At 71.7% G+C, this 24207-nt stretch carries 23 protein-coding genes; 7 read left to right on the forward strand and 16 right to left on the reverse strand.

The window, feature by feature from the left end:
* Positions 1-79: 79 nt before the first annotated feature.
* Positions 80-1015 carry an NADP-dependent oxidoreductase gene (locus tag CG723_RS38195; protein WP_100598135.1) on the forward strand — a complete coding sequence of 312 codons (936 nt, stop codon included), beginning with the start codon at positions 80-82 and terminating at the stop codon, positions 1013-1015.
* Between the two features lie 62 nt (positions 1016-1077).
* Here CG723_RS38195 and CG723_RS38200 read toward each other — a convergent pair whose 3' ends face one another.
* Genes CG723_RS38200 through CG723_RS38215 form a run of 4 tightly spaced genes read right to left on the reverse strand, consistent with a single transcriptional unit; the run spans position 1078 to position 3351 of the window.
* Entirely contained in the window at positions 1078-1428 is a 351-nt protein-coding gene (locus CG723_RS38200; protein WP_100598173.1) for a DUF202 domain-containing protein, read from the reverse strand.
* Positions 1429-1433: 5 nt separating this feature from the next.
* Positions 1434-1826 carry a YidH family protein gene (locus CG723_RS38205; protein WP_100598136.1) on the reverse strand — a complete coding sequence of 131 codons (393 nt, stop codon included), beginning with the start codon at positions 1824-1826 and terminating at the stop codon, positions 1434-1436.
* A 9-nt stretch (positions 1827-1835) separates the two neighbouring features.
* Positions 1836-2423, reverse strand: coding sequence for an NUDIX hydrolase (locus tag CG723_RS38210; RefSeq protein WP_100598137.1), 588 nt, complete (start codon positions 2421-2423; stop codon positions 1836-1838).
* A 37-nt stretch (positions 2424-2460) separates the two neighbouring features.
* Entirely contained in the window at positions 2461-3351 is an 891-nt protein-coding gene (locus CG723_RS38215; RefSeq protein ID WP_100598138.1) for a DMT family transporter, read from the reverse strand.
* A gap of 186 nt (positions 3352-3537) precedes the next feature.
* On the opposite strand from CG723_RS38215, the gene CG723_RS38220 reads away from it, so the two are divergent.
* The 5 genes from CG723_RS38220 (at position 3538) to CG723_RS38240 (ending at position 9430) form a co-directional block, all read left to right on the forward strand.
* Positions 3538-5205 carry an FAD-binding dehydrogenase gene (locus tag CG723_RS38220; RefSeq protein WP_100598139.1) on the forward strand — a complete coding sequence of 556 codons (1668 nt, stop codon included), beginning with the start codon at positions 3538-3540 and terminating at the stop codon, positions 5203-5205.
* Positions 5206-5440: 235 nt separating this feature from the next.
* A complete protein-coding gene (locus CG723_RS38225; RefSeq protein WP_100598140.1) occupies positions 5441-6400 on the forward strand; it encodes a hypothetical protein in 960 nt (319 codons plus the stop codon).
* A gap of 71 nt (positions 6401-6471) precedes the next feature.
* Complete coding sequence (locus CG723_RS38230; protein WP_100598141.1) at positions 6472-8034, forward strand: APC family permease; 1563 nt, start codon at positions 6472-6474, stop codon at positions 8032-8034.
* 141 nt (positions 8035-8175) lie between these two features.
* The gene (locus CG723_RS38235) at positions 8176-8841 is read left to right on the forward strand and encodes a molybdopterin-dependent oxidoreductase (protein WP_100598174.1); all 666 of its coding nucleotides are present in this window, start codon (positions 8176-8178) and stop codon (positions 8839-8841) included.
* Positions 8825-9430 carry a cytochrome b/b6 domain-containing protein gene (locus CG723_RS38240; protein ID WP_100598142.1) on the forward strand — a complete coding sequence of 202 codons (606 nt, stop codon included), beginning with the start codon at positions 8825-8827 and terminating at the stop codon, positions 9428-9430. Before CG723_RS38235 ends, CG723_RS38240 begins: the two co-directional genes overlap by 17 nt.
* A 9-nt stretch (positions 9431-9439) precedes the next feature.
* Here the strand turns inward: CG723_RS38240 and CG723_RS38245 are convergent, their stop codons facing one another.
* Genes CG723_RS38245 through CG723_RS38260 form a run of 4 tightly spaced genes read right to left on the reverse strand, consistent with a single transcriptional unit; the run spans position 9440 to position 13271 of the window.
* The gene (locus tag CG723_RS38245; protein WP_199842062.1) at positions 9440-10471 is read right to left on the reverse strand and encodes an L-idonate 5-dehydrogenase; all 1032 of its coding nucleotides are present in this window, start codon (positions 10469-10471) and stop codon (positions 9440-9442) included.
* A gap of 26 nt (positions 10472-10497) precedes the next feature.
* Complete coding sequence (locus tag CG723_RS38250) at positions 10498-11271, reverse strand: SDR family oxidoreductase (RefSeq protein WP_100598144.1); 774 nt, start codon at positions 11269-11271, stop codon at positions 10498-10500.
* A gap of 18 nt (positions 11272-11289) precedes the next feature.
* Positions 11290-12687, reverse strand: coding sequence for a GntT/GntP/DsdX family permease (locus CG723_RS38255; protein WP_100598145.1), 1398 nt, complete (start codon positions 12685-12687; stop codon positions 11290-11292).
* Positions 12688-12725: 38 nt separating this feature from the next.
* On the reverse strand, positions 12726-13271 hold the full coding sequence (locus CG723_RS38260) for a gluconokinase (RefSeq protein ID WP_100598146.1): 546 nt from the start codon (positions 13269-13271) through the stop codon (positions 12726-12728).
* A gap of 130 nt (positions 13272-13401) precedes the next feature.
* Between CG723_RS38260 and CG723_RS38265 the strand changes: the two genes are divergently transcribed.
* Entirely contained in the window at positions 13402-14103 is a 702-nt protein-coding gene (locus CG723_RS38265) for a FadR/GntR family transcriptional regulator (RefSeq protein ID WP_100598147.1), read from the forward strand.
* Positions 14104-14118: 15 nt separating this feature from the next.
* On the opposite strand, the gene CG723_RS38270 is transcribed toward CG723_RS38265, so the two are convergent.
* The 8 genes from CG723_RS38270 to CG723_RS38305 all read right to left on the reverse strand — a co-directional run bounded on the left by CG723_RS38270 (position 14119) and on the right by CG723_RS38305 (position 24021).
* Positions 14119-14511: a YchJ family protein gene (locus CG723_RS38270; protein WP_100598148.1), complete on the reverse strand. Its 393-nt coding sequence runs from the start codon at positions 14509-14511 to the stop codon at positions 14119-14121.
* 55 nt (positions 14512-14566) lie between these two features.
* The gene (locus CG723_RS38275; RefSeq protein ID WP_100598149.1) at positions 14567-16828 is read right to left on the reverse strand and encodes a glycoside hydrolase family 3 N-terminal domain-containing protein; all 2262 of its coding nucleotides are present in this window, start codon (positions 16826-16828) and stop codon (positions 14567-14569) included.
* Positions 16825-18759, reverse strand: coding sequence for a glycoside hydrolase 5 family protein (locus CG723_RS38280; protein ID WP_100598150.1), 1935 nt, complete (start codon positions 18757-18759; stop codon positions 16825-16827). The genes CG723_RS38275 and CG723_RS38280 overlap by 4 nt, the downstream gene beginning before the upstream one ends.
* A 34-nt stretch (positions 18760-18793) precedes the next feature.
* Entirely contained in the window at positions 18794-19831 is a 1038-nt protein-coding gene (locus tag CG723_RS38285) for a LacI family DNA-binding transcriptional regulator (protein ID WP_100598151.1), read from the reverse strand.
* Complete coding sequence (locus CG723_RS38290) at positions 19828-20673, reverse strand: carbohydrate ABC transporter permease (RefSeq protein WP_100598152.1); 846 nt, start codon at positions 20671-20673, stop codon at positions 19828-19830. Before CG723_RS38290 ends, CG723_RS38285 begins: the two co-directional genes overlap by 4 nt.
* A 14-nt stretch (positions 20674-20687) precedes the next feature.
* Complete coding sequence (locus tag CG723_RS38295; RefSeq protein WP_100598153.1) at positions 20688-21626, reverse strand: carbohydrate ABC transporter permease; 939 nt, start codon at positions 21624-21626, stop codon at positions 20688-20690.
* Between the two features lie 41 nt (positions 21627-21667).
* A complete protein-coding gene (locus tag CG723_RS38300) occupies positions 21668-22945 on the reverse strand; it encodes an ABC transporter substrate-binding protein (RefSeq protein ID WP_100598154.1) in 1278 nt (425 codons plus the stop codon).
* Between the two features lie 161 nt (positions 22946-23106).
* Positions 23107-24021 (reverse strand): helix-turn-helix transcriptional regulator, encoded by a 915-nt coding sequence (locus tag CG723_RS38305; RefSeq protein ID WP_100598155.1) that lies wholly within the window; start codon positions 24019-24021, stop codon positions 23107-23109.
* Positions 24022-24207: the final 186 nt, after the last annotated feature.

The raw sequence follows: 24207 nt of genomic DNA on the forward strand, positions 1-24207 counted from the left end.
AGGCTAGCCGGAAATGCCTGAATCATTCCGTTATGGAACCCTTGTGCTGTTCCTGTGCCTTTCGCGAGGAGTACGTCGGATGAAGGCGATCAGCTACAGCGGCTACGGCGGTCCCGAGGTACTCGAATACGGGGAGGCGCACGACCCCAAGGTCGGGCCCGACGCCGTCCTGGTGAAGGTCAGGGCCGCGGCGGTGAACCCCGTCGACTGGAAGGCCCGCGAGGGCTACCTCGACCCGGTGCTCGACGCCGTCTTCCCCGTGATCCCCGGCTGGGACGTGTCCGGCGTCGTGGTCCAACCCGGCTCCTCCGTCACCGAGTTCGTCACCGGCGACGAGGTGATCGGGTACGTGCGCGAGGACTTCCTCTCCCGCGGGACCTTCGCCGAGTACGTCGCCGCGCCCGTGCGCACCCTGGCCCGCAAGCCCCGGAACCTCACCTACGAGGAGGCCGCCGGGCTGCCGCTCACCGGACTCACCGCCTACCAGGTCCTGACCGGCGCCCTCGCCGTGCAGGAGGGTGACGTGGTGCTCGTCCACGCGGCGGCCGGCGGCGTCGGGTCGATCGCGGTCCAGCTGGGCCGCCACCTCGGCGCCCGCGTCATCGGCACGGCGAGCGAACGCAACCACGACTTCCTGCGGGAGCTGGGCGCCGAACCGATCACGTACGGGGACGGCCTCGCCGAGCGGGTGCGGGCGCTCGCTCCGGAGGGCGTGGACGCCGCGTTCGACACGGTGGGCGGGGAGGCCCTGAAGGTGTCCGCGGACCTGCTCGCGCCGGGCGGCCGGCTCGCGTCCATCGCCGACGCCTCGGTCGTCGACCTGGGTGGCCACTACGTCTTCGTGCGCCCCGACGCCGCCGACCTCGCGCGCCTCGCGGACCTCGCGGAACAGGACGTGGTCACGGTGCACGTCGACGAGACGTTCCCGCTGGAGCGGGCCGCCGACGCCCAGCGGCTGAGCGCCGAGGGCCGCACCAGGGGCAAGATCGTGGTCACCGTGCCGTGGACCGACTGACCGACTGACCGACTGACCGACTGACCGACTGACCGGCGGGCTGGAAGCGGCGCAGGTCGCCGTCACACCACCAGCGCCGCGGCGAACGCGGCCAGCGCCACCGAGCAGGCCACCGCCACCACGGCCGCGCGCCCGGTCAGTACGGGCGGCCCGGCCTCGTGCAGCGCCAGATCGCGGATCCGGCGGTGCGCCACCGCCAGGAACCCCAGCCACGCCAGGAAGCACAGGGCGGCGCCCAGTACGCCGAGGGTGTCCGCGCCGCCGCTCAGTGTCGTCTTGGCGGCGAGGATCGCGGCCACGGTGCAGGACAGCGTCGTCCGCCGCCAGGCGAGCCGCGTCCGCGCCGGCTGGAGCCCCGGATCGCGCCCGGCCGTTCCTCCGTCGCCCTGTCCGTCGCAGGGCGGTTCGGACAGGCCGCTCACCCCGCCCACCCGGCGAGCACGACCACCACCATCGCGACGGCCACCAGCGCCACGACGACGCTCAACAGCGCCGGGAACCGTGAGACGGGCAGGTCCTCGCCCCGCCGCATCGCCCGTTCGCAGCGCACCCAGTGGCTGACCGCGCGTAGGGAGCACAGGGCGCCCGCCGCGAGCAGCGCGAGCGCGAGCCCGGCCCGCCAGGCCCAGCGCAGGTCCGGCAGGAACTGGTCCACGGCGAACCCGCCGCCGATCAGCGCGAGCGCCGTGCGCAGCCAGGCCAGGAACGTGCGTTCGTTGGCCAGGGAGAAGCGGTAGTCGGGTGTCTCGCCGTCCTCCCGCACCCGTTCGGGTGCGAACCAGAGGCGGACACTACGTACAAATTCGATCACGGGGCGACCTTATCCGGGCGGCCCGGGCAGGCCCGCGGCCCCTGCACGGTAGGCCCGCAGCCGCTCGTACGCGTCGAGCCCGTCCGGCACCCACGGCCACTCGGGAAGCCGCCGCTCCAGCTCCTCGTCGGTGAGGAAGTCGTGCCAGGCGACCTCCTCGGCCTGCGGGTCCACCGGCGGCTCGCAGCGCACCTCGTACAGGTACGACCACCAGGTGCGGCCCGCCCCGCCGTCGTACAGGAACTTGAACAGCGGCTCGGGGCGCGGCAGCCCGGACACGCCGAGTTCCTCCTCCGCCTCGCGCAGGGCGGCGTCGTCGTAGGACTCGCCGGCGCCCACGACGCCGCCGACGAACATGTCGTAGAGGGACGGGAACACCAGCTTCGTCGGGGTGCGGCGGTGCACGAAGATCCGGCCGGCGGAGTCCCTGGCCTGGATGAACACGCACCGGTGGCGCAGTCCGCGTGCGTAGGCCTCGCCGCGCGGGGCCTGCCCGACCACCCGGTCGTGCTCGTCGACGATGTCGAGGACCTCCGCCGCCGGATCCGGGGCGGCAGCGGCTTCAGCGGCGTTCGTGGGATCGGTGGGAGGGGTCATGCGCCCATGACATCAGAACCCGGAAGACCCCGGCAGCTCAGACCCCGACCCCCGCCCGGTCCCCCTCCCGAGGGCCCGCGGTCGGCATCGCCGGATGCATCCCGAGCAGCACGATCCCCGAAACGATCGCCGTGAGCCCGGTCGCCTGCCAGGCGAGCGCCCCGGCATCCGTGCGTAGCTGGTCGCCCATGAAGCCGACCCCGCACGCGATGCCCGCAAGCGGCTGCGCCGCCGTCAGCGCGGGCAGCGACATCCGCAGCGGCGCCATCTCGAAGGCGCTCTGCACCAGGATCAGGCCCGTGACGCCCAGCACCAGGACCCCGTAAGGCTGCCAGCTGGTGAACAACCCGGCCCAGCCGCCCGACGAGAACAGCTGCCCGCTCATCCGCGTCAGCGCGTCCTGCACCCCGTAGAGGAGCCCGGCCGCCACGCCGAGGAGGACCGGGGCCGCGCCCATCCGTGACTTCTTCGCGTACGCCGTGAGCAGCAGCGCGCCGCCCACCATCACGCCGATGATCAGCCAGCGCCGCAGCGGGTCGGTGACCGCGTCCCCGCTGCGTGGCTCGCCCGCCACGATGAAGGCCGTCACCCCGCCCGCGAGCAGGGCCAGGCCCGCCCAGCCCTGTTTGCCCAGCGGCTGGCGGGTCTGGTGGCGCGAGAGGGCGAGCGCGAACAGGAGGTTGGTCGCGAGCAGCGGCTCGACGAGGGAGATCTCCCCGTTGCCCAGCGCGATCGCGCCGAGCGCCATGCCGCACACCATGAAACCTATGCCGCCCAGCCAACGGGGCACCCGAACGAGGTCGAGGAGCAGGCGCGGCGACAGGAAGTCGTTCAGCGGGGCGTGCTGCGCCGCGTTCTGCTGGAGCACGAATCCGATGCCCAGACAGAAGGCCGCGGAGACGGCGAGGACGAGTACGAGAACCGACACGCTGCGCACCTCGAGAATGCAGGTATCAAGATCGGCCGTGGGCGGGTCGTTGCACGGGTGTATGGCCGACGATAGCGCCCCGCGGCACCGGCTGCCCCGCGAGTGACCCGGACGGCGAGGTTGACGCCGCCGACCCCCGTGCCCAAGATCTGACCCACCGGTAACTTTCGAGAGGGACGGACCCCAATGACGACGTACGACGCGGACGTGATCGTGATCGGGGCGGGCCTCGCCGGGCTCGCGGCGGTGGCAGAACTCGTGGACGCGGGCCGCAAGGTGATCCTGCTGGACCAGGAACCGGAGCAGTCCATCGGCGGTCAGGCGCACTGGTCCTTCGGCGGTCTCTTCTTCGTCGACTCGCCCGAGCAGCGCCGCCTGCGGATCAAGGACAGCCACGCGCTCGCGCTCCAGGACTGGATGGGCACCGCCGGCTTCGACCGTGCCGAGGACCACTGGCCGCGCAAGTGGGCCGAGGCGTACGTCGACTTCGCCGCGGGCGAGAAGCGGTCCTGGCTGCACCAGCAGGGCGTCCGGTTCTTCCCCGTGGTCGGCTGGGCGGAGCGAGGCGGCTACGACGCGAACGGGCACGGGAACTCGGTGCCCCGCTTCCACATCACCTGGGGGACCGGGCCCGGCCTCGTCGCCCCCTTCGAGCGCCGCGTCAGGGAGGGCGTGGCGCGCGGTCTCGTACAGCTGAAGTTCCGGCACCGGGTGACCGGCCTGTCCCGCAGCGCCGGCGCCGTCGACACCGTCAGCGGCGAGATCCTCGAACCGTCGTCCATCGAGCGCGGCCAGGGCAGCAGCCGTACGGTCACGGGCTCCTTCGAGCTCAAGGCGCAGGCGGTGATCGTCACCTCCGGCGGCATCGGCGGAAACCACGACCTGGTCCGCGCCAACTGGCCCGAGCGCCTCGGCACCCCGCCCGAGAAGATGCTCTCCGGCGTGCCCGCGCACGTCGACGGCCTGATGCTCGGGATAACGGAGGACGCGGGCGCGCACCTCATCAACCGCGACCGCATGTGGCACTACACCGAGGGCATCGAGAACTGGAACCCCATCTGGGACAAGCACGGCATCCGCATCCTGCCGGGCCCGTCCTCGCTCTGGCTCGACGCGCGCGGTGAGCGCCTGCCCGTGCCGCTCTTCCCCGGCTTCGACACCCTCGGCACTCTCGACCACATCATGAAGACCGGATACGGCTACACGTGGTTCGTGCTCAACCAGCGCATCATCGGCAAGGAGTTCACCCTCAGCGGCTCCGAGCAGAACCCCGACCTCACCGGGAAGTCCGTGCGCGGTGTCATCGACCGGGCCCGCGCCGACGTGCCGGCGCCCGTCAAGGCCTTCATGGACAACGGCGCCGACTTCGTCGTCGAGAAGGATCTCCCCGCCCTCGTGCGCGGCATGAACGCCCTGACTGAGAAGTCATCGGGTCCGCTGATCGACGAGGCCGCACTGCGCCGCACCCTCGTCGCCCGCGACCGCGAGATCGTCAACCCCTTCACCAAGGACCTCCAGGTGACCGCCATCCGCGGCACCCGCAAGTTCCTCGGCGACCGCCTCATCCGCACCACGGCCCCGCACCGCATCCTCGACCCGAAGGCGGGCCCGCTGGTCGCCGTGCGCCTCAACATCCTCACCCGCAAGTCGCTCGGCGGTCTGGAGACCGACCTGTCCTCGCGCGTCCTGACCGACGCCGGTGAGCCCCTGCCGGGCGTGTACGCGGCGGGGGAGGCGGCCGGGTTCGGCGGCGGGGGCGTGCACGGCTACCGCTCCCTCGAAGGGACCTTCCTCGGCGGCTGCCTCTTCTCGGGCCGCGCGGCGGGCCGCGCCGCGGCCGCCGCGACCGGCTGAATCTCGCCTTGACAGCACCCCGGACACTTCTTTGCGGTCCGGGGTGCTGTCTCGTGTCACCAGCTCAACAGCCCAGGTGAGAAAGGGGATTGGTCGATCGCGAGGGCGAACTCGGAGGATTGTGAAACGAGTTGGTGAAGGCCGCCCCTTGGTCCGCCCTTGACTCGGAGCGCCCCATACCGCTTTGCTGTGCGTGATCACCTCAAGTAAGCCGCGTCGTAGAGGACTTCCTGCGGTGCCCCCACCCCCGCCACCACTCGGGCGTGCCCGCAAGCGGGCCGCTGCCCCGTTCGACTCCGCGCTCGACGACAGCGGCCTCGTGGCCGCCCGCGCGGCCCTCGCTCAGGGGCGCTGGACCGAGGTCAGGGAACTGATCTCGGCCACCGGCGACGACTGGGACCGCCGCGGTCATCGCGTCGTCGTCCTCGCCGAGGAACCCACGACCACCGCCTGGGTCAGGGACTGGCGGCTCGCCGAACCCGAGTCGGCCGACGCCGCCGTCCTGCTCGCCCTCGCCGCCGTGCAGCGCGCCCGTATCGGCAAGTCGCGACCCGAAAAGGCCCGCGACGCCTGCCGCGACGCCGCCGCCCTCGCGCCCGCCGACCCCACTCCCTGGCTCGGACTCCTGCTTCTGGAACGGGACATGGGCCGCGAGGAGGACGTCGTCCGCCTCTTCGACGAGATCCGCCACCGCCACCCCGAGCACCACCACGCCCACCACCTGATGGTCGCCAGGCTCGCCGAACGCCGCCCCGACGCGGGCCAGGACCCGCTCCACGAGGTCTACGACTTCGCGTCCTGGGCCGCCGAACAGGCCGGACCCGGATCACCGCTGGCCGTCCTCCCCGTCGTCGCGCACGCTGAGCGCTACCGCGTCCTCGCCGCCGCCGGCAGTGAACCGCCCGACCCCAAGGCGTCCGGACACTGGACGGGCCGCCGCGCCCGCGTCGTGATGAAGACCGCCTTCGACTGGTGGCTCGAATGGGGCTCTCCGGAGCGCTCCGCTCATCCGCGCGGCCGCGTCGACCTGAACTTCCTCGCCCACGCCAAGTCCTGCGAGGGCAGGCCCGCGGAGGCCGCCGCCCTGTTCCACCGCATCGGCCGGCACGCCACCGCGGCCCCCTGGTCGTACCCGGACCGGGATCCGCACGAAGCGTTCAGCGCCGCGCGCCGCGCCGCGCTCGGCACGGCCTAGGACGACGCCCCCAGGCATCCCCAGACACCCGCACCAGCAGCGCTCATCCACAGGGAAGGGACAACCCCGCCATGACGACGGGCAGTTCGAGCACGAGCGACACGGCACCACCCCCCGCGTCCGACGCGGGGATCAACACCTTCAAGGGACAGGAGAGCGCTCTGCGCGCCGGCCGCCTCGGCACGGCGGGCCTGCTGCTCTCCGTGCTGGCCGCGACGGGCCCGCTCATGGTGGTCGCCGGCGTCATGCCCACCACGTTCGCCGTGATGGGTGTCGTCGGGCAGCCGCTGCTCTTCCTCATCCTGGGCGTCGTCCTCGCCCTCTTCAGTGTCGGCTACGCCGAGATGAGCCGGCACGTCCACAACGCCGGCGCCTTCTACGCGTACATATCCCGCGGCCTCGGCCCGACCGCCGGTGCGGGCGCCGCCCTGGTCGCGCTCGTCGCCTACAGCGTCCTCCAGGTCGGCATCTACGGGATGTTCGGCTTCGAGGTGTCCAACCTCCTCGCCACCTACCTCGACCTCAGCATCGCCTGGTGGATCCCGGCGCTGGTCGCCGTGCTCGCCGTCGGCGCGCTCGCCCTGCTGAAGATCGACGTGAACGCGCGCGTGCTCGGCGTACTCCTGCTCGTGGAGGTCGCGCTCGTCGTCATCTTCGACATCGCGGCGATCGGCGACCCGGCCAAGGAGGGCCTGTCGCTGCACGCCTTCAACCCGGACACCCTCACCGGCGCGGGCGTCGGCACCGCCCTGTGCTTCTGCATCGCCGCCTTCACCGGCTTCGAGCAGGCGCCCGTGTACGCGGAGGAGACCAGCCGCCCGCACATCCTCGTGCCGCGCGTGATGTTCATGGCGGTCGGCTTCGTCGCCGTCTTCTTCGCCATCAGCTCCTGGGCGCTCACCGTCGCCGCGGGACCCTCCGCGATCATCCCGACCGCGCAGAAGCAGAGCGCGGGCCTGATGTTCTTCCTGACGGAGAGCAGGCTCGGCGGCACGTTCACGGACATCGTCCATGTCCTGTTCGTCACGGGCATGTTCGCGGCGCTCCTCAGCTTCCACAACGTCGTCTCGCGCTACGCCTTCGCCATGGGACGAGAGGGACTGCTGCCCGCCACCTTCGGCCGCACCAACAGCTCCAGCGGCGCGCCCGGCACCGGCTCCCTGCTCCAGACCGCCCTCTCCCTGATCATCGTCGTGGCCTTCGCGGTCACCGACGACGGCAAGGCGGGCGACCCGACGGCGCCCGTGCTCAAGCTCTTCACCTGGGGCGGCAACGTCGGCGCCCTCGGCATCATCCTGCTGATGGCCACCGCCTCGCTGGCCGTGATCGTCTTCTTCGTCAGGCGCGGCGCCGCGGGCGCTCAGATCTGGCGCCTGATCGCGTCGGGGATCGCCGGGATCGCGCTGCTCGTCATCGCCTTCTACACGGTCAAGGACTTCGACGTCCTCGTCGGCTCGGGCCCGGGCTCCTCCCTCAACTGGGTGCTGCCCGGCATCATCGCGCTGGCCGCCGTCATCGGCTTCGTCCACGGCGTCGTCCTGCGCGGCAGGAACCCCGAGGCGCACGCCGGGATCGGTCTCGGCAACGAGGCGTTCCAGCTGGAGAAGGCGGCCGGCGTGCCCGCCCAGAAGTGACAGAACGCTGACGAACACCCGTGGCCACTGGTCACCGGCGGCCGCGGGTGCTCGAATCAGTGTGTGAACCCGGAAGAACCCGTACCGCCCGAGCGGGACGAGCAGCGAGGCGCGCCCGTCGGCCGCCGTCTCGTCCTCGGCATGCTCGGACTCGGCGCCCTCGGCGTCGCCGCCGCGCCCACCCTTCAGCGCGGCCTCGAATCCTTCCTCGGCAGCGCCGCGGACAAGGACCCCACCGGCCTGACGGACCTCCTGCCGAACGGCGGCGGCTTCCGCTACTACTCGGTCGCCTCCTCCGTCCCCAACAGGTCGGCCGCCGACTACCGCCTCACCGTCGACGGCCTCGTCGACCGGCCCACCACCTACACGCTCCCCGCGCTGCGGGCGCTCCCGCAGACCCGCCTCGTGCGCGACGTCCAGTGCGTCACCGGGTGGCGCGTGCCGGAAACCCCCTTCGAGGGCGTACGCCTCTCCGCCATCCTGGACGCGGCCGGGGTCCGGCCGTCCGCCAAGGCGCTGCGGCTGACCTGCTTCGACGGCACGTACAGCGAGAGCCTCACGCTGTCCCAGGCCCGCCGTGCCGACGTGCTCGTCGCGCTGCGGATGCAGGACAAGCCCCTCGGTCACACCCACGGCGGGCCGGTCCGCCTCTACGTCGGCCCCATGTACTTCTACAAGTCGGCGAAATGGCTGTCCGGCATCACCGTCACCGACCGCGTCGAACCCGGCTACTGGGAAGAGCGCGGCTACGACGTGGACGCGTGGGTCGGCCGCTCGAACGGACGCGACGATGAACCCACCCAGTGAACTCACCGCGCGCGTAAGGCGCTTCACCCGCACCGAGACCTGGGTCCACCGGTCCACGGCGGCCCTCATGGGCCTGTGCATCCTGACGGCGGCCTGCCTGTACGTGCCCCAGTTCGCGGAGCTCGTCGGCCGCCGCGAACTCGTGGTCAGGCTCCACGAGTGGTCAGGTCTCCTGCTGCCCGCGCCCTACCTCGCCGGCCTCGCGTCCCGCGCCTTCCGCGCCGACCTGCGCCGCCTGAACCGCTTCGTCCCGCACGACCGCACCTGGCTTCGCTCCGCCCTGCGCCGCTCGGGCCCGAGGCCAGCGGGCAAGTTCAACGCGGGCCAGAAGCTGTACGCGGGCTGGCTCGGGGGAGCGGTCCTGGTGATGCTCGGCACGGGCCTGCTCATGTGGTTCACCTACCTCGCGCCCCTCACGTGGCGCACCGGCAGCACCTTCGTGCACGACTGGCTGTCCCTCGCCCTCGGCATCGTGGTCGCCGGGCACATCGCGAAGGCGTGGGCGGACCCCGAGGCGCGGCTCGGCATGCGGACCGGGTTCGTGGGGAGGGAGTGGGCCGAGCGCGAGCACGGCGAGTGGCTGCCTTGACGGGCCGCGCTACGCGCCCGCGCCGAAGTCCAGCAGGACCTTGCACGCCCGCGCGCGGTCCGCGGCCAGCACGAACGCCGACTCCGCTTCCGCCACCGGGACCACCGCGCTGATCAGCTCCGCCAGCCCCGGTTGCTCGGCGAGCAGGCGCAGCGCGTCGTCGAACTCCGTGTCGAAGCGGAACGCCCCGCGCAGCTCGATCTCCCGGCTGACCACGAGGTTCCCCGCGAACGGACTCTGCCCCGGCGGCAGCATCCCGAGCTGTACGACCACACCGCCGCGCCGCACCTGGCGCAGGCAGCTGTCGAGCCCGGCGGCCACGCCCGAAGCCTCGACAGCCGCGTGGGCCTCGTCGGGCCAGCCCTTGTCGGCCGGGTCGTCCGCGCGTACGAGGGTGTCGGCGCCGGCGAGTTCCGCGTACCGGAGAGCTTCGGGGAGGAGATCGGTGGCGGTCACGTGGGCCGCCCCGGCCGCCTTGGCCGCGGCGACGACGAGGCAGCCGATGGGGCCCGCGCCGGTCACGAGCACGTGTTTGCCCGCGACCGGTCCCGCCCGGCGCACCGCGTGCAGCGCCACCGCGAGGGGCTCGGCGAGGGCGGCCCGGTCGAGCGGAAGCCCGGCCGGTACGGCCCTCAACTGGTCGGCGGGGACGGTGATCCGCGCGGCGAATCCGCCCTGGACGTGCGGGGTGCGGGCCGCGCTGCCGAGGTAGCGGGTGTCGCGGCAGACATTGCGCCGCCCGTCCACGCACTCGGGGCAGATCCCGCAGGGGGTGGCGGGGTGCACGGCGACGGCCGTGCCGGGCGCGGGGCCGGTGGCACCGTCCCCGTACGAGATGACCGTGCCCACGACCTCGTGGCCGAGCAGCATGGGTTCCCGGAGCCGGAAGTCGCCGACGCCGCCGTGGCGCCAGTAGTGCAGGTCGGAGCCGCACACCCCGCCGTAGCGGACGGCGACGAGCGCCTGACCCGGGCCGGGTTCGGGGACGGGGAGTTCGTCGACGCGCAGATCTCCCGCGCCGTGGATCACGCAGCCCAGCATCAGGTCTCCTCCAGCCATGAGGTCTTCTAGAGAACGCTCGTCATGCCGCCGTCGACGTAGAGGATCTGCCCGCTGACGAAGTCGGACGCGGGCGAGGCCAGGAACAGGGTGCCGCCGACGAGGTCGTCGGTGCGGCCCCAGCGGCCGGCCGGGGTCCTGCGGCGGACCCAGGCGCTGAACTCCTCGTCACGGACGAGCGGTTCGGTCAGCTCGGTCTCGATGTAGCCGGGGCCGAGCCCGTTGACCTGGACCCCGGAAGGGCCCCAGTCGGCGCACATGCCCTTGGTGAGCATCTTCAGGGCGCCCTTGGTCGCGGCGTAGGGCGCGATGCCGGGCCGCACGACCTCGCTCTGCAGCGAGCAGATGTTGATGATCTTTCCGTGGCCGCGTTCCACCATGCCGCGGGCCGCCTCACGGCCCACCAGAAACGCGCTCGTCAGATTGGTGTTCAGGATTCGGTGCCAGTCGGCGTCGGTGAACTCCAGGAGCGGGGCGCGCAGTTGCATGCCCGCGTTGTTGACGAGGATGTCGAGCGGACCCACCCGCTCCTCGACCCCGGCGACTCCGGCGGCCACGGACGGTCCGTCCGTGACGTCGAACGCCGCGGTGTGGACCGGGCTGTTTCCCGTCTGATCCGACAGCCGCTCGGCCGCGTCCGCGAGGGCGGACTCGTCGCGTCCGTTGAGGACGACGGTCGCGCCGGCCTCCAGGAGGCCGCGGGCCAGGGCGAACCCGATCCCGCGGCTGGAACCGGTCACCAGGGCCGTGCGGCCGCTGATGTCGAAGAGGGGGTGGGTCATGGCTCGGTACTCCCGTCGCTAAATGACCAGGGACAGCAGCAGGACCAGGCCACCGGCGACGACCGAGATGATCGTCTCCATGACGGACCAGGTCTTGATGGTCTGCCCGACGTTCAGGCCGAAGTACTCCTTCACCAGCCAGAAGCCCGCGTCGTTCACGTGGCTGAAGAAGAGCGAGCCGGCGCCGATCGCGAGGACCAGCAGGGCCGTGTGCGCGGTCGACATGTCGGCCGCGAGCGGCGCCACGAGACCGGCCGCCGAGATGGTCGCGACGGTGGCGGAGCCCGTCGCGAGGCGTATGACGACCGCGATCAGCCAGGCGAGCAGCAGGGCCGGGATCGCCCAGTCCTTGGAGATGTCGAGGACCATCTGGCCCACGCCGGAGTCGATGAGGGTCTGCTTGAAGCCGCCGCCCGCGCCGACGATGAGGAGGACGCCCGCGATCGGGGCGAGCGACTTCTCGACGGTGGAGGACAGCCGGTCCTTGGTGAACCCGGCCGCGCGGCCCAGCGTGAACATGCCGACGATCACGGCGGCGAGCAGGGCGATCAGCGGCGAACCGATGACGTCGAAGACGCGCTGCACGGTGTGCTCGGGCTTGTCCACGACGATGTCGACGAGTGCCTTGGCGAGCATCAGGACGACGGGGAGCAGGATCGTGGCGACGGCCGCGCGGAAGCTGGGACGCTTCTCCAGGTCGTCGCTGGCCCGCGCCGGGGTCATCTTGTCCGGGGCCTGGACGTCCACCCAGCGCGCGGCGACCTTCGAGAACAGCGGACCCGCGATGATCACCGTCGGGATGGCGATGAGGACACCCAGGGCGAGCGTGACGCCGAGGTTGGCGCCGACGGCGTCGATCGCGACGAGCGGGCCGGGGTGCGGCGGGATCAGGCCGTGCATGACCGACAGGCCGGCGAGGGCCGGGATGCCGATGCGCATCAGCGAGTAGTTGCCGCGCTTGGCGACCATCAGGACGACCGGGATCAGCAGCACGATGCCGACCTCGAAGAACAGCGGCAGACCGATCACCGAGGCGATCAGGACCATCGCCCACGGCATGGCGCGCCCGCCCGCTTTGGCGAGGATCGTGTCGACGATCTGGTCGGCGCCGCCGGAGTCGGCGAGCAGCTTGCCCAGGATCGCGCCGAGCGCGATCAGCACACCCACACCGGCCACGGTGGAACCAAGGCCCGCGGTGAAGCTGACGATGGTCTTGTCGAGGGGGGCGCCCGCGAAGGCTCCCAGGGCCAGAGAACCGATGGTCAGCGCCAGGAAGGCGTGGACCCGGAACTTCGTGATGAGCAGAACGATGACAGCGATGCCCGCGAGGACGGCGATCCCCAGCTGGGCGTGGCCCGCCGAGGTGATCGGTTCGACGGCATCCGCTGCCAGCGTCTCGACGCTGAGACTGGTCACGGCTTTTCCTTGGTGGTGGTGGGGACTTCTGGGCTACTTCAGCGCCGGGCGCTGGGGGACGGGGACCGGCCTTCGAGGCTGTCGAGGGCCGCGACGGCCCGCTCCGTGATCTCCTCGGGGCTGCCCGACACATCGACGTCGACGCCCGCCTCGTCCGCCGCGAGCGGCTGGAGCGTGGCGAACTGCGAGTCCAGCAGGGCCGTGGGCATGAAGTGCCCCTGGCGGTGCGACATCCGGTCCTCGATGAGGGCGCGGTCACCCGTGAGGTGGACGAACACGACTCCGGGGGCCTCGGCCCTGAGCCGGTCGCGATAGCTCCGCTTGAGCGCGGAGCTGCTGACGACGCCGCCGAGTCCCGCCCGTCCGTGCGCCCACTCGCCGATGGCGTCGAGCCACGGCCACCGGTCGTCGTCGGTCAGGGGGGTGCCGGCCGACATCTTGGCGATGTTCGCCGGCGGGTGGAAGTCGTCGCCCTCGGCGTACGGAACGCCGAGCCTGTCTGCGAGCAGGGGGCCGATCGTGGTCTTGCCGGTCCCTGCCACGCCCATGACTACGACGACGTGGGGGGTGCGTCGTGTCTTCATCGCGTCCTCGCTGTCTTCTTCGACATCGCTGTGTCACGCCACTGAAACCTAAATGGTCGGACAAATTCAAGAGACTGTGACACAAAAGTCTGACTTTTTATTCCGTCGGCCCGCCTCGTACGCTGACGTCATGACCACACAGGGCCGGGGGCTGCACGCCCACGTACTGGAGAACCTCGGCCCCGCCATCACCGCGGGGGAGTACCCACCGGGCAGCGTGCTGCGCACGGACGAGCTGGCCCAGCGCTACGAGGTGTCGCGCTCCGTCATGCGGGAGGCCGTACGGGTGCTCGAGTCGATGCACCTCGTGGAATCCCGGCGCCGGGTCGGCGTGACCGTACGGCCCACGCAGGAGTGGAACGTCTACGACCCGCAGGTCATCCGCTGGCGGCTGGCCGGCGCGGACCGGCCGCGGCAGCTGCGCTCCCTCACGGTGCTGCGTTCCGCGGTCGAGCCGGTCGCGGCCGGACTCGCCGCGACCCACGCCACGGCCGAGCAGTGCGCGGCGCTCACCGAGTGCGCGCTCGGCATGGTCGCCACGTCACGCGGCCATCAGCTGGAGGCGTACCTCGTCCACGACATCGAGTTCCACCGGGTCGTCCTGAACGCGTCGGGCAACGAGATGTTCGCCCGGCTCGGTGACGTGGTCGCGGAGGTCCTCGCGGGCCGCACGCACCACCAGGTGATGTTCGAGGACCCGGACCCGGCGGCCGTGTCGCTGCATGTGCACGTCGCCGAGGCCGTCCGCGAGGGGGACGCGATCCGCGCGGAGGCGCTCACGCGCGAGATCGCGGTGGGCGCGCTCCAGGAACTGGACATCCTCGCGCCCTGATCGCAGGGCCGGGCCCTACTCGATGAAGTCGCCGTCCACGTACACCCAGGCGCCGTCGAGCCGTATGAACCGGCTGCGCTCGTGAAGCGAGCCGGGCCGCCCGCCGTCGGTGTAGCGGGCCCGGAAGGTCACGGTGCCGGTGGTGTGGAAGGCCGACCCCTCGCTCGTCCCCAGGATCTCCAGACCGGTCCACTTCGTCCCCGGCTCGAAGGTGATGGCCGGGGGCCGGGTGGCCGGGTGCCAGGTCCGCAGCAGATACGCGGCGTCCTTGACGGCGAAGGCGCAGTAGCGGGACCGCATCAGGGCCTCGGCGGTGGGCGCGTTCGCCCCTCCGGAGTGATACCGGCCGCAACAGGCGTCATACGCGGAGGGGAGCCCGCAGGGGCAGGTGGGGGCGGGGCGTGACATACGGACGATTCAACCAGCTCCGCAGCCGATCACCCGGCCCCCACCCCCACCCCTGTCACCGAGTCACGGTCAGTGCCGTGCCCCGCGTGCGGTCCGACGAGGGTCCCGTCTCGATCTGGACCTCGCCGGGCTCCACGGCGAGGTCCAGGCCGCGGGTGACCGAGGCGAGCACCTCGGCGTCGAGGGCGAACACGGCCTCGGCGCTCCCGCCGGGCTCCAGGTCGAGCCGTACGAACCCGCGCAGCTCCCGCGCCCGCGGCCATGACGTACCGCCCGACACCCGGCGCACATACAGCTGCACCGTCTCGCGCACGGGCCGCGTCCCGGTGTTGGTCACGGTGACGGAGCACGTCGTGCCGGGTTCACCGGCCGTGACGGTGGAGTGCGCGAGGCGGGGCGCCGCGTACTCCACCGTCGAGTAGGACAGGCCGTGACCGAAGGCGTGCCGCGCGGTGGCGCTCTGGTCCACGTAGCCGCGGTAGTCGTGGTCCTTGGCGTTGTAGAACACCGGCAGCTGCGCGGCGGACCGCGGCACCGACACCGGGAGCCGGCCCGCCGGCGACGCGGCCCCGAACAGGACGTCGGCCACCGCCCGTCCGCCCCACGGCCCCGGATACCAGGCGCACAGCACGCCCTTCGCCTTCCCCGTGAGGTCGGGCAGCGCGTGCGGGCGGCCCTGGACCAGGACCACGACGACCGGGGTGCCCGTCGCCGCCACCGCGTCGAGCAGCGCCGACTGCCCGTCCGGCAGGCGCAGATCGGCCAGGTCGACGCCTTCGCCGCAGGTCATGCCTACCGGGTTCCCCGAGGAGACGACGGCCGCCCCGTTGGCCTCGAAGTGCGTGTCGCCCTCGCGGGCGCTCGACCCGCCGAGGACGAGCACGGCCACCTCGGCCGACGCGGCCAGAGCGACCGCCTCCGGCACGCCGGACAGGTCGCCGCCGACGAGCTCGCACCCGCGTGCATACGTCACTTCGGCGCCGGGCGCGGCCCCCGCCCGGATTCCGTCGAGCACGGTGACACCCGAGCCGGGCCGCTGCGGCGCGGTGTAGTCACCGATCTGGCCGGGAACGGAGTCCGCGCCGGGGCCCATGACCGCGATGCGGCGCAGGGAAAGGCCGAGTGGCAGCGTCACCCCGTCGTGCTCCAGGAGCACGATCGACTCACGCGCCAGGCGCTCGCTCAACTCCCGGACGCCGGAAGGTTGTTCAGGCCTGCCGACGTACGGCCGCTCGAAGAGGCCGAGCCGGAACTTGAGCGCGAGGACGCGCTCCACCGCCGAGTCCACGGTCGCCTCCGCGACGAGCCCCCGCTCGACGGCCTCGCCCAGTCGCGGGAAGCAGTCGTCCCACAGGCTCAGATCCGTGCCCGCCGCCAGGGCGAGCGCGCCCGCCGCCGCGGGATCGCCGGCCAGGCGCGTCAGCCGGTCGAGCGCGCCCCCGTCGGCCATCACGATGCCGTCGAACCCCCAACGCTCCCGCAGGAGTTCGGTCAGGAGATACCGGCTCGCGGCGCACGGCAGACCGTCGAACTCGTTGTACGCCGCCATCACGCCCGCGGCGCCCGCACGGACCCCTGCCCGCGCCGCCGCCAGATGGATCTCGTGCAGCTCGCGGACGCCGATCTCGGTGGCCGCGCTGTTGCGCCCGCCCACCGAGGAACCCTGGCCCGCGAAGTGCTTCAGCACCACCCCGACCCCGGCCCGCCGCATGCCCCGTACGAGCGCCTCGGTGAACCGGGCCGCCAGATACGGGTCCTCGCCGAAGCACTCCTCGGCCCGGCCCCAGCGCGGGTCGCGGACGAGATCGAGCGCCGACACCAGGGCCAGATGGCCGCCCCTGGCCCGTAGTTCGGCCCCGGCCCCGGCCGCCGCCTCCTCGTAGAGGTCCGGGTCCCAGGTCGAGCCGACGGCCAGGTTCACCGGCAGGACGGTGCCGTCGAGCGCCTGGTGGCCGTGCGGGACCTCCTCGACCAGCAGCACGGGGATGCCGAGCCGCGTCTGTTCGACCATGTGCCGCTGTACCGCGTCCGCGACACCCGCCGCGTCCGCCGCCGTGATCCCGTCGGCGAAGGTCACCCCGGACCACGGGTCCGCGCGCTGGAGCCCGTACAGGGCGCCCATGCCGTCGTACGCGGCGACCTCGGAGCGGAACGCGTCCGTCAGCCGGTGGCCCGAGCCGGTGCGCTGGTACGCGTGCCAGCCGTACATCCGCTGGTTGAGCTGTCCGACCTTCTCGGTGAGCGTCATCCGGCCGAGCAGATCCCGCACGCGCTCGCGCACCGGGGCCGCAGGGTCGCGGTAGAGCGGCTCGTTCATCGCAGTTCCAGAACGCGCACGCCGTACGGGTCCAGGGCGACGTCCGTGACGGGCTCGCCCGTCCCCGCGTCGTGCAGCGTCCCGGCGGCCTGCGGGCGCACCGTCGTCTCCTGCCCGGACTGGCTCACCAGCCACACGAACCGCCGCCCGTCCTCGTGGACCAGCACATCGGCCGACACATACGGGCTCTCGACCGTCACGGGCCGTGCCACACCGGCGACCTCGGCGAGCGCCGCGTACAGCCGGTGGGTCTGCTCCGGGTTGACGTGCGCCGTGCGGGCGGCCATGTGCTCCAGCGGATACGTCGCGAGGACGGTGCGGCCGAGGCCCGTGGCCCGCGAGAGGAGTGCGGGGCGGCCGTGCGCGTCGACGGCGACGACCTCAGCGTCGCGCGCCTCGACCGGCAGGTACGCCCGGCTGTCCTCGTTGCCCGCGACCGGGAAGCGCAGGGTCTCACCGGCCCTGATGCCCCCGAAGTCCCTCGTGAACGTCATCTCCAGGACGTCGTCCTCGATCGGCTCGGCCACCCCGTACGACAGCTGCATCTCGACGCCGAACAGGCCGTCCAGGTCGTCGAACCACGGCCCGCGCGTCCCAGGGTGCTCGCCCGAGCAGAACGACAGGTAGACCGTGGCTCCCTCGGTGGCCCGCCGAGCCAGTGCGCGCCGGGTGCGGGTCGTCAACTGCCTTGTCGCGGGGAGGAGATAGAGCTGCGGGTCCTCGCTGAGGCCGTCCGCCTCCCGGGTGAGGCCCACCGCCAGGTCCGCGGCGCGCGCCGCGACGTACCCCTGGTGGAGCGAGGTGAAGATGAGCGGGCGGTCGGCGGGGCGGCTGTACGGGTAGCCGCGCTCCAGGAACGCGGGCACGACGAGCGCGGCCCCGGCGTCCGAGCGGCGGCAGCGCGTGAAGTCGACCTGCTCCAACACCTTCGCGAACGCGGCGAGTTCGACGAGCGGGGCCTTCGGGGCGCCCGTGCTGTCCGTGATGCCGAAGTGCATCTCGAAGGGGTGGTGGTCGTAGGGGGACCGGTCCCACAGATCGTCGTAGTCCGTGTTGTTCCAGGCGACCCAGCCCGTCGCGCCGCCCAGCAGTGAGTTGTGCAGGGTCTGGCGGTAGTACACGCCCGCGTTCTCGGCGGACACCGTGTCCGTCGACAGGCCGAACTCCTCCAGGACCACCGGCTGCCCCGTGACGGCCGCGAGCTCGCACTCGAACGCGGCGCGGTAGTGCTGGCGCGGCCGGTCCGTGTCGGAGCGGTAGACGTGCGGGCCCACGAAGTCGACGTACTCGGCGGTGTCCCGCAGCGAGAAACCGTTGTCGCGGCCCGTCACCTCGATGCCCCACGCGCCGTCGCCCAGGGAGACGGGCTGGGTGCCGCCGGCCGCGCGCACGGCGTTGCACATGGCCTGGGCCCACGCCGTGACGACGTCACTGGAGGGCGGATCGACCTGGTAGATCCGCCCGTAGCCCGGCATCTCGTTGGTGATCAGCCAGCCCGTGACGGCCGGGTGGTCCTTGAAGCGGCGCGTCATCTGGGACACGAACCACGCCTGGCGGCCGACCATCCACACGTCCTCGTACAGGTCCCGGCCCCCGCGCCAGGCCGGATCCCAGTTCTCGCCGGACATGTGGCCGACGATGAACGTCGGCACGGTGCCCATGCCCGCCTCGGTGTGCGCGTCGAGGAAGTCGCGGAAGCGCTCGCACAACTCCTCGTCGATCCGGTGCGGTTCGGGGTGGAAGTCGGGCCAGTAGAAGAACGAGCGGGTCATGTTCAGACCGTGCTCGCGCAGCACCGCCAGTTCCTCGCGCACCGTCTTCGGCTCGTAGTCGCGCCACATCAGGGGACCGCCGGTGCGGGACCAGAAGTTGGCGCCGAGCCAGGGCAGGACGGCGGAGTCGTGGGTGAGGTGGGCGCTGTGGCGTCGCATGGTGGTACCTAGCTCCGTTGGAATGCGGGACTTGTCAGGGGGTTGCGGGGCCGGTCGACTCGCGGACGACCAGGTGCGGGCGCCCTTCGAGAGGTGTCTCGGGAACGTCCTCGCCGCACCGGGCGAGCAGCACGCGCGCGGCGGCCGCGCCGACCCGCTGCACCTGCTGGTCGACGGTCGTCAGGCGCGGGTGCAGCCAGCTGCCGAGCGGGAGGTTGTCGTAACCGACGACGGACAGGTCTTCGGGCACGCGCAGGCCGGCGCGCTGGGCGGTGCCGATGCCGCACACGGCCATCGAGTCGTTGGCGTACACGATCGCGGTGGGCCGCTCGGTGCGCCCGATCAGCTCCTCGGTCGCGGCGACGGCGGCCCCCTCCGAGAAGTCGGTGCTCAGGACGGCGACGGGCCGGAGCCCGGCGAGGCCGAGCGTCTCTTCGAAGACCGTGCGCCGCAGCCGGGTGTGCTGGAGCTCGGTGGGCCCGCAGACGTACGCGATGCGCCGGTGGCCGAGCCCGAGCAGGTGGTCGACCGCCTCGTGGACGCCCGACCCCTGGTTGCCGAGGCCGACGGTCGGCACGGTGGCCTCCGGGTCGGGCGCGCCGAGCAGTACCGACGGAAGCCCGATGCGGCGCAGCAGAGCCGGGCGCGGGTCGTCGGCCCGCGCGTCCGTGAGGACGGCCCCGTCGACCCGGCCCTCGGCGGCGAGCCGCTCGTACAGGGCGCTCTCCTCGTCGACACCGGCCACCAGATGCAGCAGCAGACCGTAGCCGCGCGGCGCCAGCTCTCCCTCTATGCCGGTGATCAGCTCACTGAAGTGCGGGTCGGCCCCGAGCACGTCGGTGGGCCTGCGCACGACGAGCGCGAGCGTACGGGTGCGGGCGCTGCGCAGCGCCGCCGCCGACGCGCTCGGCGACCAGCCGAGCTCCGCCGCCGCGTCGAGGATCCGCCGCCTGGTCGGCTCGGCGAGGCGCCCCTTGTCGTTGAACGCCTGCGACACCGCCGCCGTCGACACACCGGCCGCGGCCGCCACCGCCTTGATGGTCGGCCGGCTTCCGGTACGGGCCTTGCTCACATCTTCACCGCCCCACTGACGAGTGCCTGCTGCATCCGCTTCTGGAGCACCGTATAGACGATCCACACCGGTACGAGGGTGAGGACGGTCCCCGCGGTCAGGACCCCGTAGTCCGTCCCGGTGATGGACTTCAGCGTGGGCAGCGCCACTTGGACCGTGCGCTGAGCGGGGTCGGGGCCGATGATCACGAGCGAGTACAGGTACTCGTTCCAGAACGTCAGGAAGTTCAGGAGCAGCACGGTCGCGATGCCGGGCAGGCACATCGGCGTGTACACGTGCCGGAGCACCGCGAAGGTCGAGGCGCCGTCCATACGGGCCGCCTCCTCCATCTCCCTGGGGACGATCCGCATGAACTGGACCAGGATCACCACCGAGAGCGGCAGCGCCGTGGCCGGCAGGAACAGGATCATGAACGTGCGGGTGTGGAACAGGCCGGTGGCCGCGGCCAGCAGGAACGTCGGGAAGAGCGCCGCGAACGTCGGGATCAGGAACCCCAGCGAGAAGACGCTCTCGACCACGGAGGCGAGCCGGCCCGTCGAGCGGGCCAGCGCGAACGCGGCCGGTATCGCGAGCGCGAGTGTCAGGACGAGCGAGAACACCGTCACCAGCGCCGAGTTGACGACCGCGAGCCCAAGGCCGGCGCTGTGGAAGGCGGTACTGAAGTTGCCGAGGCCGAACGACGACGGCAGCGCGAACGGACTGGCGAAGATCTCCTCGTTCGTCTTGAACGCCGAGGCGACGAAGTAGTACAGGGGGATGACCAGGAGCACCGCGTACAGCCAGACGAGGATGTGCGCGGGCAGCCAGGACCTGCCGAGGCGGCTGTGCTTGGCGGACTTCATGGCGACGGCTCCGATCAGTGGTTCTGGCGGAACGCGCGCCGGATGGCGAGCAGTCCGACGAGCCCGGCGAGGAAGAGGAAGACACCGACGGTCTGGCTGTAGCCGAGGTCGGCCGCGATGAACGCCTTCTGGTAGACGAGGAACGACAGCGTCGTCGACGAGCTGCCCGGGCCGCCCTGCGTCAGCAGCAGCACATGCTGCGCCGAGCCGAACAGCGTCCACAGGAACTGGAGCATCGTCACGACGCCGACATAGTCCTTGATCACCGGGAAGTGGATGCGCCACATGGTCCGCCAGTGCCCGGCCCCGTCGAGCTGTGCGGCCTCGCCCAGCTCGTCCGGCACACTGCCGAGCCGCGCCGCGAACAGCACCGCCGTGAACCCGATCCCGGCCCAGATGTCCAGGGCGATCAGACACGCGAGGGCGGTCGAGGGCGAGGCGAGCCACGCGTCGGCGAGCGAGCCGAGACCGACCGCCTTCAGGCCGCCGTTGACCAGGCCGTCGGGAGAGAGGGCCGCGTAGAAGACCATGGCCTTCGCCGGGGTCGAGATCAGCCCGGGGATGAACAGCAGATACCGGACGACCTTGTGGCCGGGCGGCTTCTGCGCGACGTAGTAGCCCAGCATGTACGCGCACACCACCATCACCGGGACGGCGACGACGAGCTGGATCGCCGTGTTGCTCACCGCGTCCCAGAACACCGGGTCGGCGAAGACCGTGCGCACGTTGTCGAACCCGGCGAACGACACCGGCTGCAGCATGCCCGGCCAGTGCAGCGCCGCCACCACGAAGATGGCGACCAGCGGGCCGACCATGAACACGAGGTACCAGACGAGCGCGGGCAGCGCGAGGATCGTGCCGCCCTGGCGGCGCGTCCGCCGGGCGGTGTCCGGGGGAGACGAGGTGGGGCGGCGGACCGCGGTCTCGCCCGCTGTCGACGTCATCGTCGTCATGAGCAACTCCCTTACCTGTGAGGAGAGATGGGGGCGGGCGGTCAGACGCCGCGGTACGCGGCCTCGAGTACCGAGCGGACCCTGGCCGCGCTCGTGCCGCGCGTGAAGGACGTACTCGTCGCCGTGATCAGCGGCTGCGTCGCGGCCGGCGGGACGAACAGGTCGGGCAGCAGAACCTGGCCCACATCGCCGCCGAGCCCCTGCGCCGCCGCCACCAGCGGGAAGTCCGAGCTGACCGTGTCGGACCGCAGCGCCATGTCGCGCCCGGCCTCCTCGATGAAGCGGGAGACGGTGTCCGCGCGGTACATGAACCGCAGGAACTTCTCGACGGCGTCGATCTTCTTCGTGCCGTTCGGGCTGATCCAGAAGCCGATCAGCGTGTACGTGCGCAGGATCGTCGGCTTGTCGTGTGCGGCCCCTGGCGCCAGCGGCCAGCCACCCACGTCCGTGTGGCGTGCCACCGGCTCCGGAACCTTCGCGAGCGCCGACGACATCGCCGACTGCATCGCCGCGGCCTGCGTGTTGAACTGCGTGGTCATCGAATCCGAGGTGAGGCCCTGGGCCTTGTCGGCAAACACCCCGGCGTCGCGCAGCTCGACGAAGTAGTCGATGCCCTGTCGTGCGCCCCGGCTGCCGAAGTCCCCGGTCGCGTAGACGTGTCTGGCCTCGTCCTCGGTCAGGAACGTCTGGATGATCTGCGCGAGCAGCTTCTGCCCGGTCCAGTCGTTGCCGCCGACGGTCACCGGCGCGATGTTCTTCCTGCGCAACTTCCGTGCGGCGGCGATGAGCTGATCCCCGGTGGCGGGTATCTCGCCGACCCCCGCCTTGTCGAGGAGCGCCCGGTTGAAGGCGACCGGCCAGTTCGTGGCGAAGTACGGGAACGCGCGCAGCCGTCCCTTGCCGTCGGTCCACGCGTCCAGGGCCACGGGCAGCACGCGCTCGCGCAGCCCCCAGTCGTCCAGGTAGCCCTTCACGTCCACGGTGGCGCCGACATCGGTCCAGGCCAGCGTCTTGTCGTAGAGGTTCACCATGACGACGTCCGGCTCCTTGCGGGCCAGTCGCGAGGTCTCGTAGACCTGCGCGAGGTCGTCGCCGTTGACGAGGTTGCGCACCTTGAGGCCGGTCTCCTTGCGGAACCGGTCCAGGGCCGAGAGATAGGTGGGGGAGCCGGGGGCCGTGGTGCCGAGCTGGCTGTGCACCACGAGCGTGTCGGGGTCGTCGCCGGCAGCGGCGAGGGCCGAGCAGCCGGACAGGGCGGAAGCGGCGGCGAGCCCGCCACCGGCGGCGAGGAATCCGCGCCGACTCATCGTCGAGGGCACAGAGGGCACAGCGGTATGTCTCCAACCGGGAGTGGTTAATCGATATACCTGTGAGAGGTGCGAGCACCGTAAGGGGCGGCAGGGGAACGGTCAACCCCCCGTTGCGCAGGGTGAAACGGGGTCGCCGCAGGCCGGTGCATACCCGGACGGGAGGTCCCGTATCAGGCCTGTTCGGCCCGGAATGCCGCCGGTGTCACGCCCGTGTGCTGCTGGAAGTACTTCGAGAAGTTCGCCGAGTCGCCGATGCCGACGGCCACGCCGATGCGGCCCACCGGCAGGTCCGTGTGGGCGAGCAGGCGTTTCGCCTCCAGGGTCACCCGGCGGTCGATGAACGCCTTCGGGGTCTGGCCCGTCGCCGCCCGCACCGCGCGGACGAGGGTGCGCCGGGAGTAGCCGAGCTCGTCGGCGTACGCGCTCACGCTGTGGTTCGTGGTGAAGCCCTGCTCGACCGCCGTGCGGAAGCGGCTGAACGTCGTGTCCGGCTGCGGCCTGCACTCGTCCGCCGCCGCCTGCGCAGACACATGGGCGACCCGCAGCATGAAGGCCGTCAGGGAGTGCCGCAGGACCGATGTGTGCAGGCTGAGCGGGAGTGTCGCCGTGTCCAGGTACTCGCGCTGGAGTTGGTCCAAGGAGGCGTCCAGGGCGGCGAGCTGTGCCTCGTCGGGGTGGAGCAGGGGCGGCCGGTCGTAGCGGTACAGGCCCGTCGCCTCGACGATGGCGCGCGGCAGGAAGCCGGGCTGCATGGTGAGCGCGGTGCCGACGTAGCGCTCGCCCGTGGAGAAGCCGTGCACCTGGCCGGGCCGGATCCACAGGATGTCGCCGGCACCGACCTCGTACTCCGTGAAGTCGATCATGTGGTGGACCGGGCCCTCGCGGAAGAAGAGCAGGACGTGGAAGTCGATCCGGTGCACGCGGCGCGACAGGCCGACCCCGCCCGCCCAGGGACCCTCCGTGCCCATCGGGCCGATCTGTATCCCGACCCCGGACACGCTGGCGCTGGGGTCGAAGGGATACGTACGGATGTGCTCCGCAGCTCCCATATGTGCGCTCGGATGTGCGCTGCCCTGCTCCGTCATCCACTTTCCTTGACTCAAACCGGCTCGGCCTCTTGCAGGTGTCCCATTTTCACCGAACGCTGGCACGGGCGCACCTGCCGCGCCAAAAGTATGACCTTTAGATTCGTAGGTAGTTCGACCAGGTCTTTAGCCCCGGTCGGGTGGTGCCTCTCGGTACCTCGGATGCCATACGGATGCGAAGGAAGT

Origin of the sequence: Streptomyces sp. CB01635 (genome assembly GCF_002803065.1) — a bacterium.
In the GTDB taxonomy this organism is placed as follows: domain Bacteria; phylum Actinomycetota; class Actinomycetes; order Streptomycetales; family Streptomycetaceae; genus Streptomyces.

Coding starts and splice junctions, on each gene's coding strand:
- CG723_RS38195 (WP_100598135.1), top strand. CDS start 80: ATGAAGGCGATCAGCTACAGCGGCTACGGCGGTCCCGAGGTACTCGAA.
- CG723_RS38210 (WP_100598137.1), bottom strand. CDS start 2,423: ATGACCCCTCCCACCGATCCCACGAACGCCGCTGAAGCCGCTGCCGCC.
- CG723_RS38220 (WP_100598139.1), top strand. CDS start 3,538: ATGACGACGTACGACGCGGACGTGATCGTGATCGGGGCGGGCCTCGCC.
- CG723_RS38230 (WP_100598141.1), top strand. CDS start 6,472: ATGACGACGGGCAGTTCGAGCACGAGCGACACGGCACCACCCCCCGCG.
- CG723_RS38235 (WP_100598174.1), top strand. CDS start 8,176: ATGCTCGGACTCGGCGCCCTCGGCGTCGCCGCCGCGCCCACCCTTCAG.
- CG723_RS38240 (WP_100598142.1), top strand. CDS start 8,825: ATGAACCCACCCAGTGAACTCACCGCGCGCGTAAGGCGCTTCACCCGC.
- CG723_RS38245 (WP_199842062.1), bottom strand. CDS start 10,471: ATGCTGGGCTGCGTGATCCACGGCGCGGGAGATCTGCGCGTCGACGAA.
- CG723_RS38250 (WP_100598144.1), bottom strand. CDS start 11,271: ATGACCCACCCCCTCTTCGACATCAGCGGCCGCACGGCCCTGGTGACC.
- CG723_RS38260 (WP_100598146.1), bottom strand. CDS start 13,271: ATGAAGACACGACGCACCCCCCACGTCGTCGTAGTCATGGGCGTGGCA.
- CG723_RS38265 (WP_100598147.1), top strand. CDS start 13,402: ATGACCACACAGGGCCGGGGGCTGCACGCCCACGTACTGGAGAACCTC.
- CG723_RS38270 (WP_100598148.1), bottom strand. CDS start 14,511: ATGTCACGCCCCGCCCCCACCTGCCCCTGCGGGCTCCCCTCCGCGTAT.
- CG723_RS38275 (WP_100598149.1), bottom strand. CDS start 16,828: ATGAACGAGCCGCTCTACCGCGACCCTGCGGCCCCGGTGCGCGAGCGC.
- CG723_RS38280 (WP_100598150.1), bottom strand. CDS start 18,759: ATGCGACGCCACAGCGCCCACCTCACCCACGACTCCGCCGTCCTGCCC.
- CG723_RS38290 (WP_100598152.1), bottom strand. CDS start 20,673: ATGAAGTCCGCCAAGCACAGCCGCCTCGGCAGGTCCTGGCTGCCCGCG.
- CG723_RS38295 (WP_100598153.1), bottom strand. CDS start 21,626: ATGACGACGATGACGTCGACAGCGGGCGAGACCGCGGTCCGCCGCCCC.
- CG723_RS38305 (WP_100598155.1), bottom strand. CDS start 24,021: ATGACGGAGCAGGGCAGCGCACATCCGAGCGCACATATGGGAGCTGCG.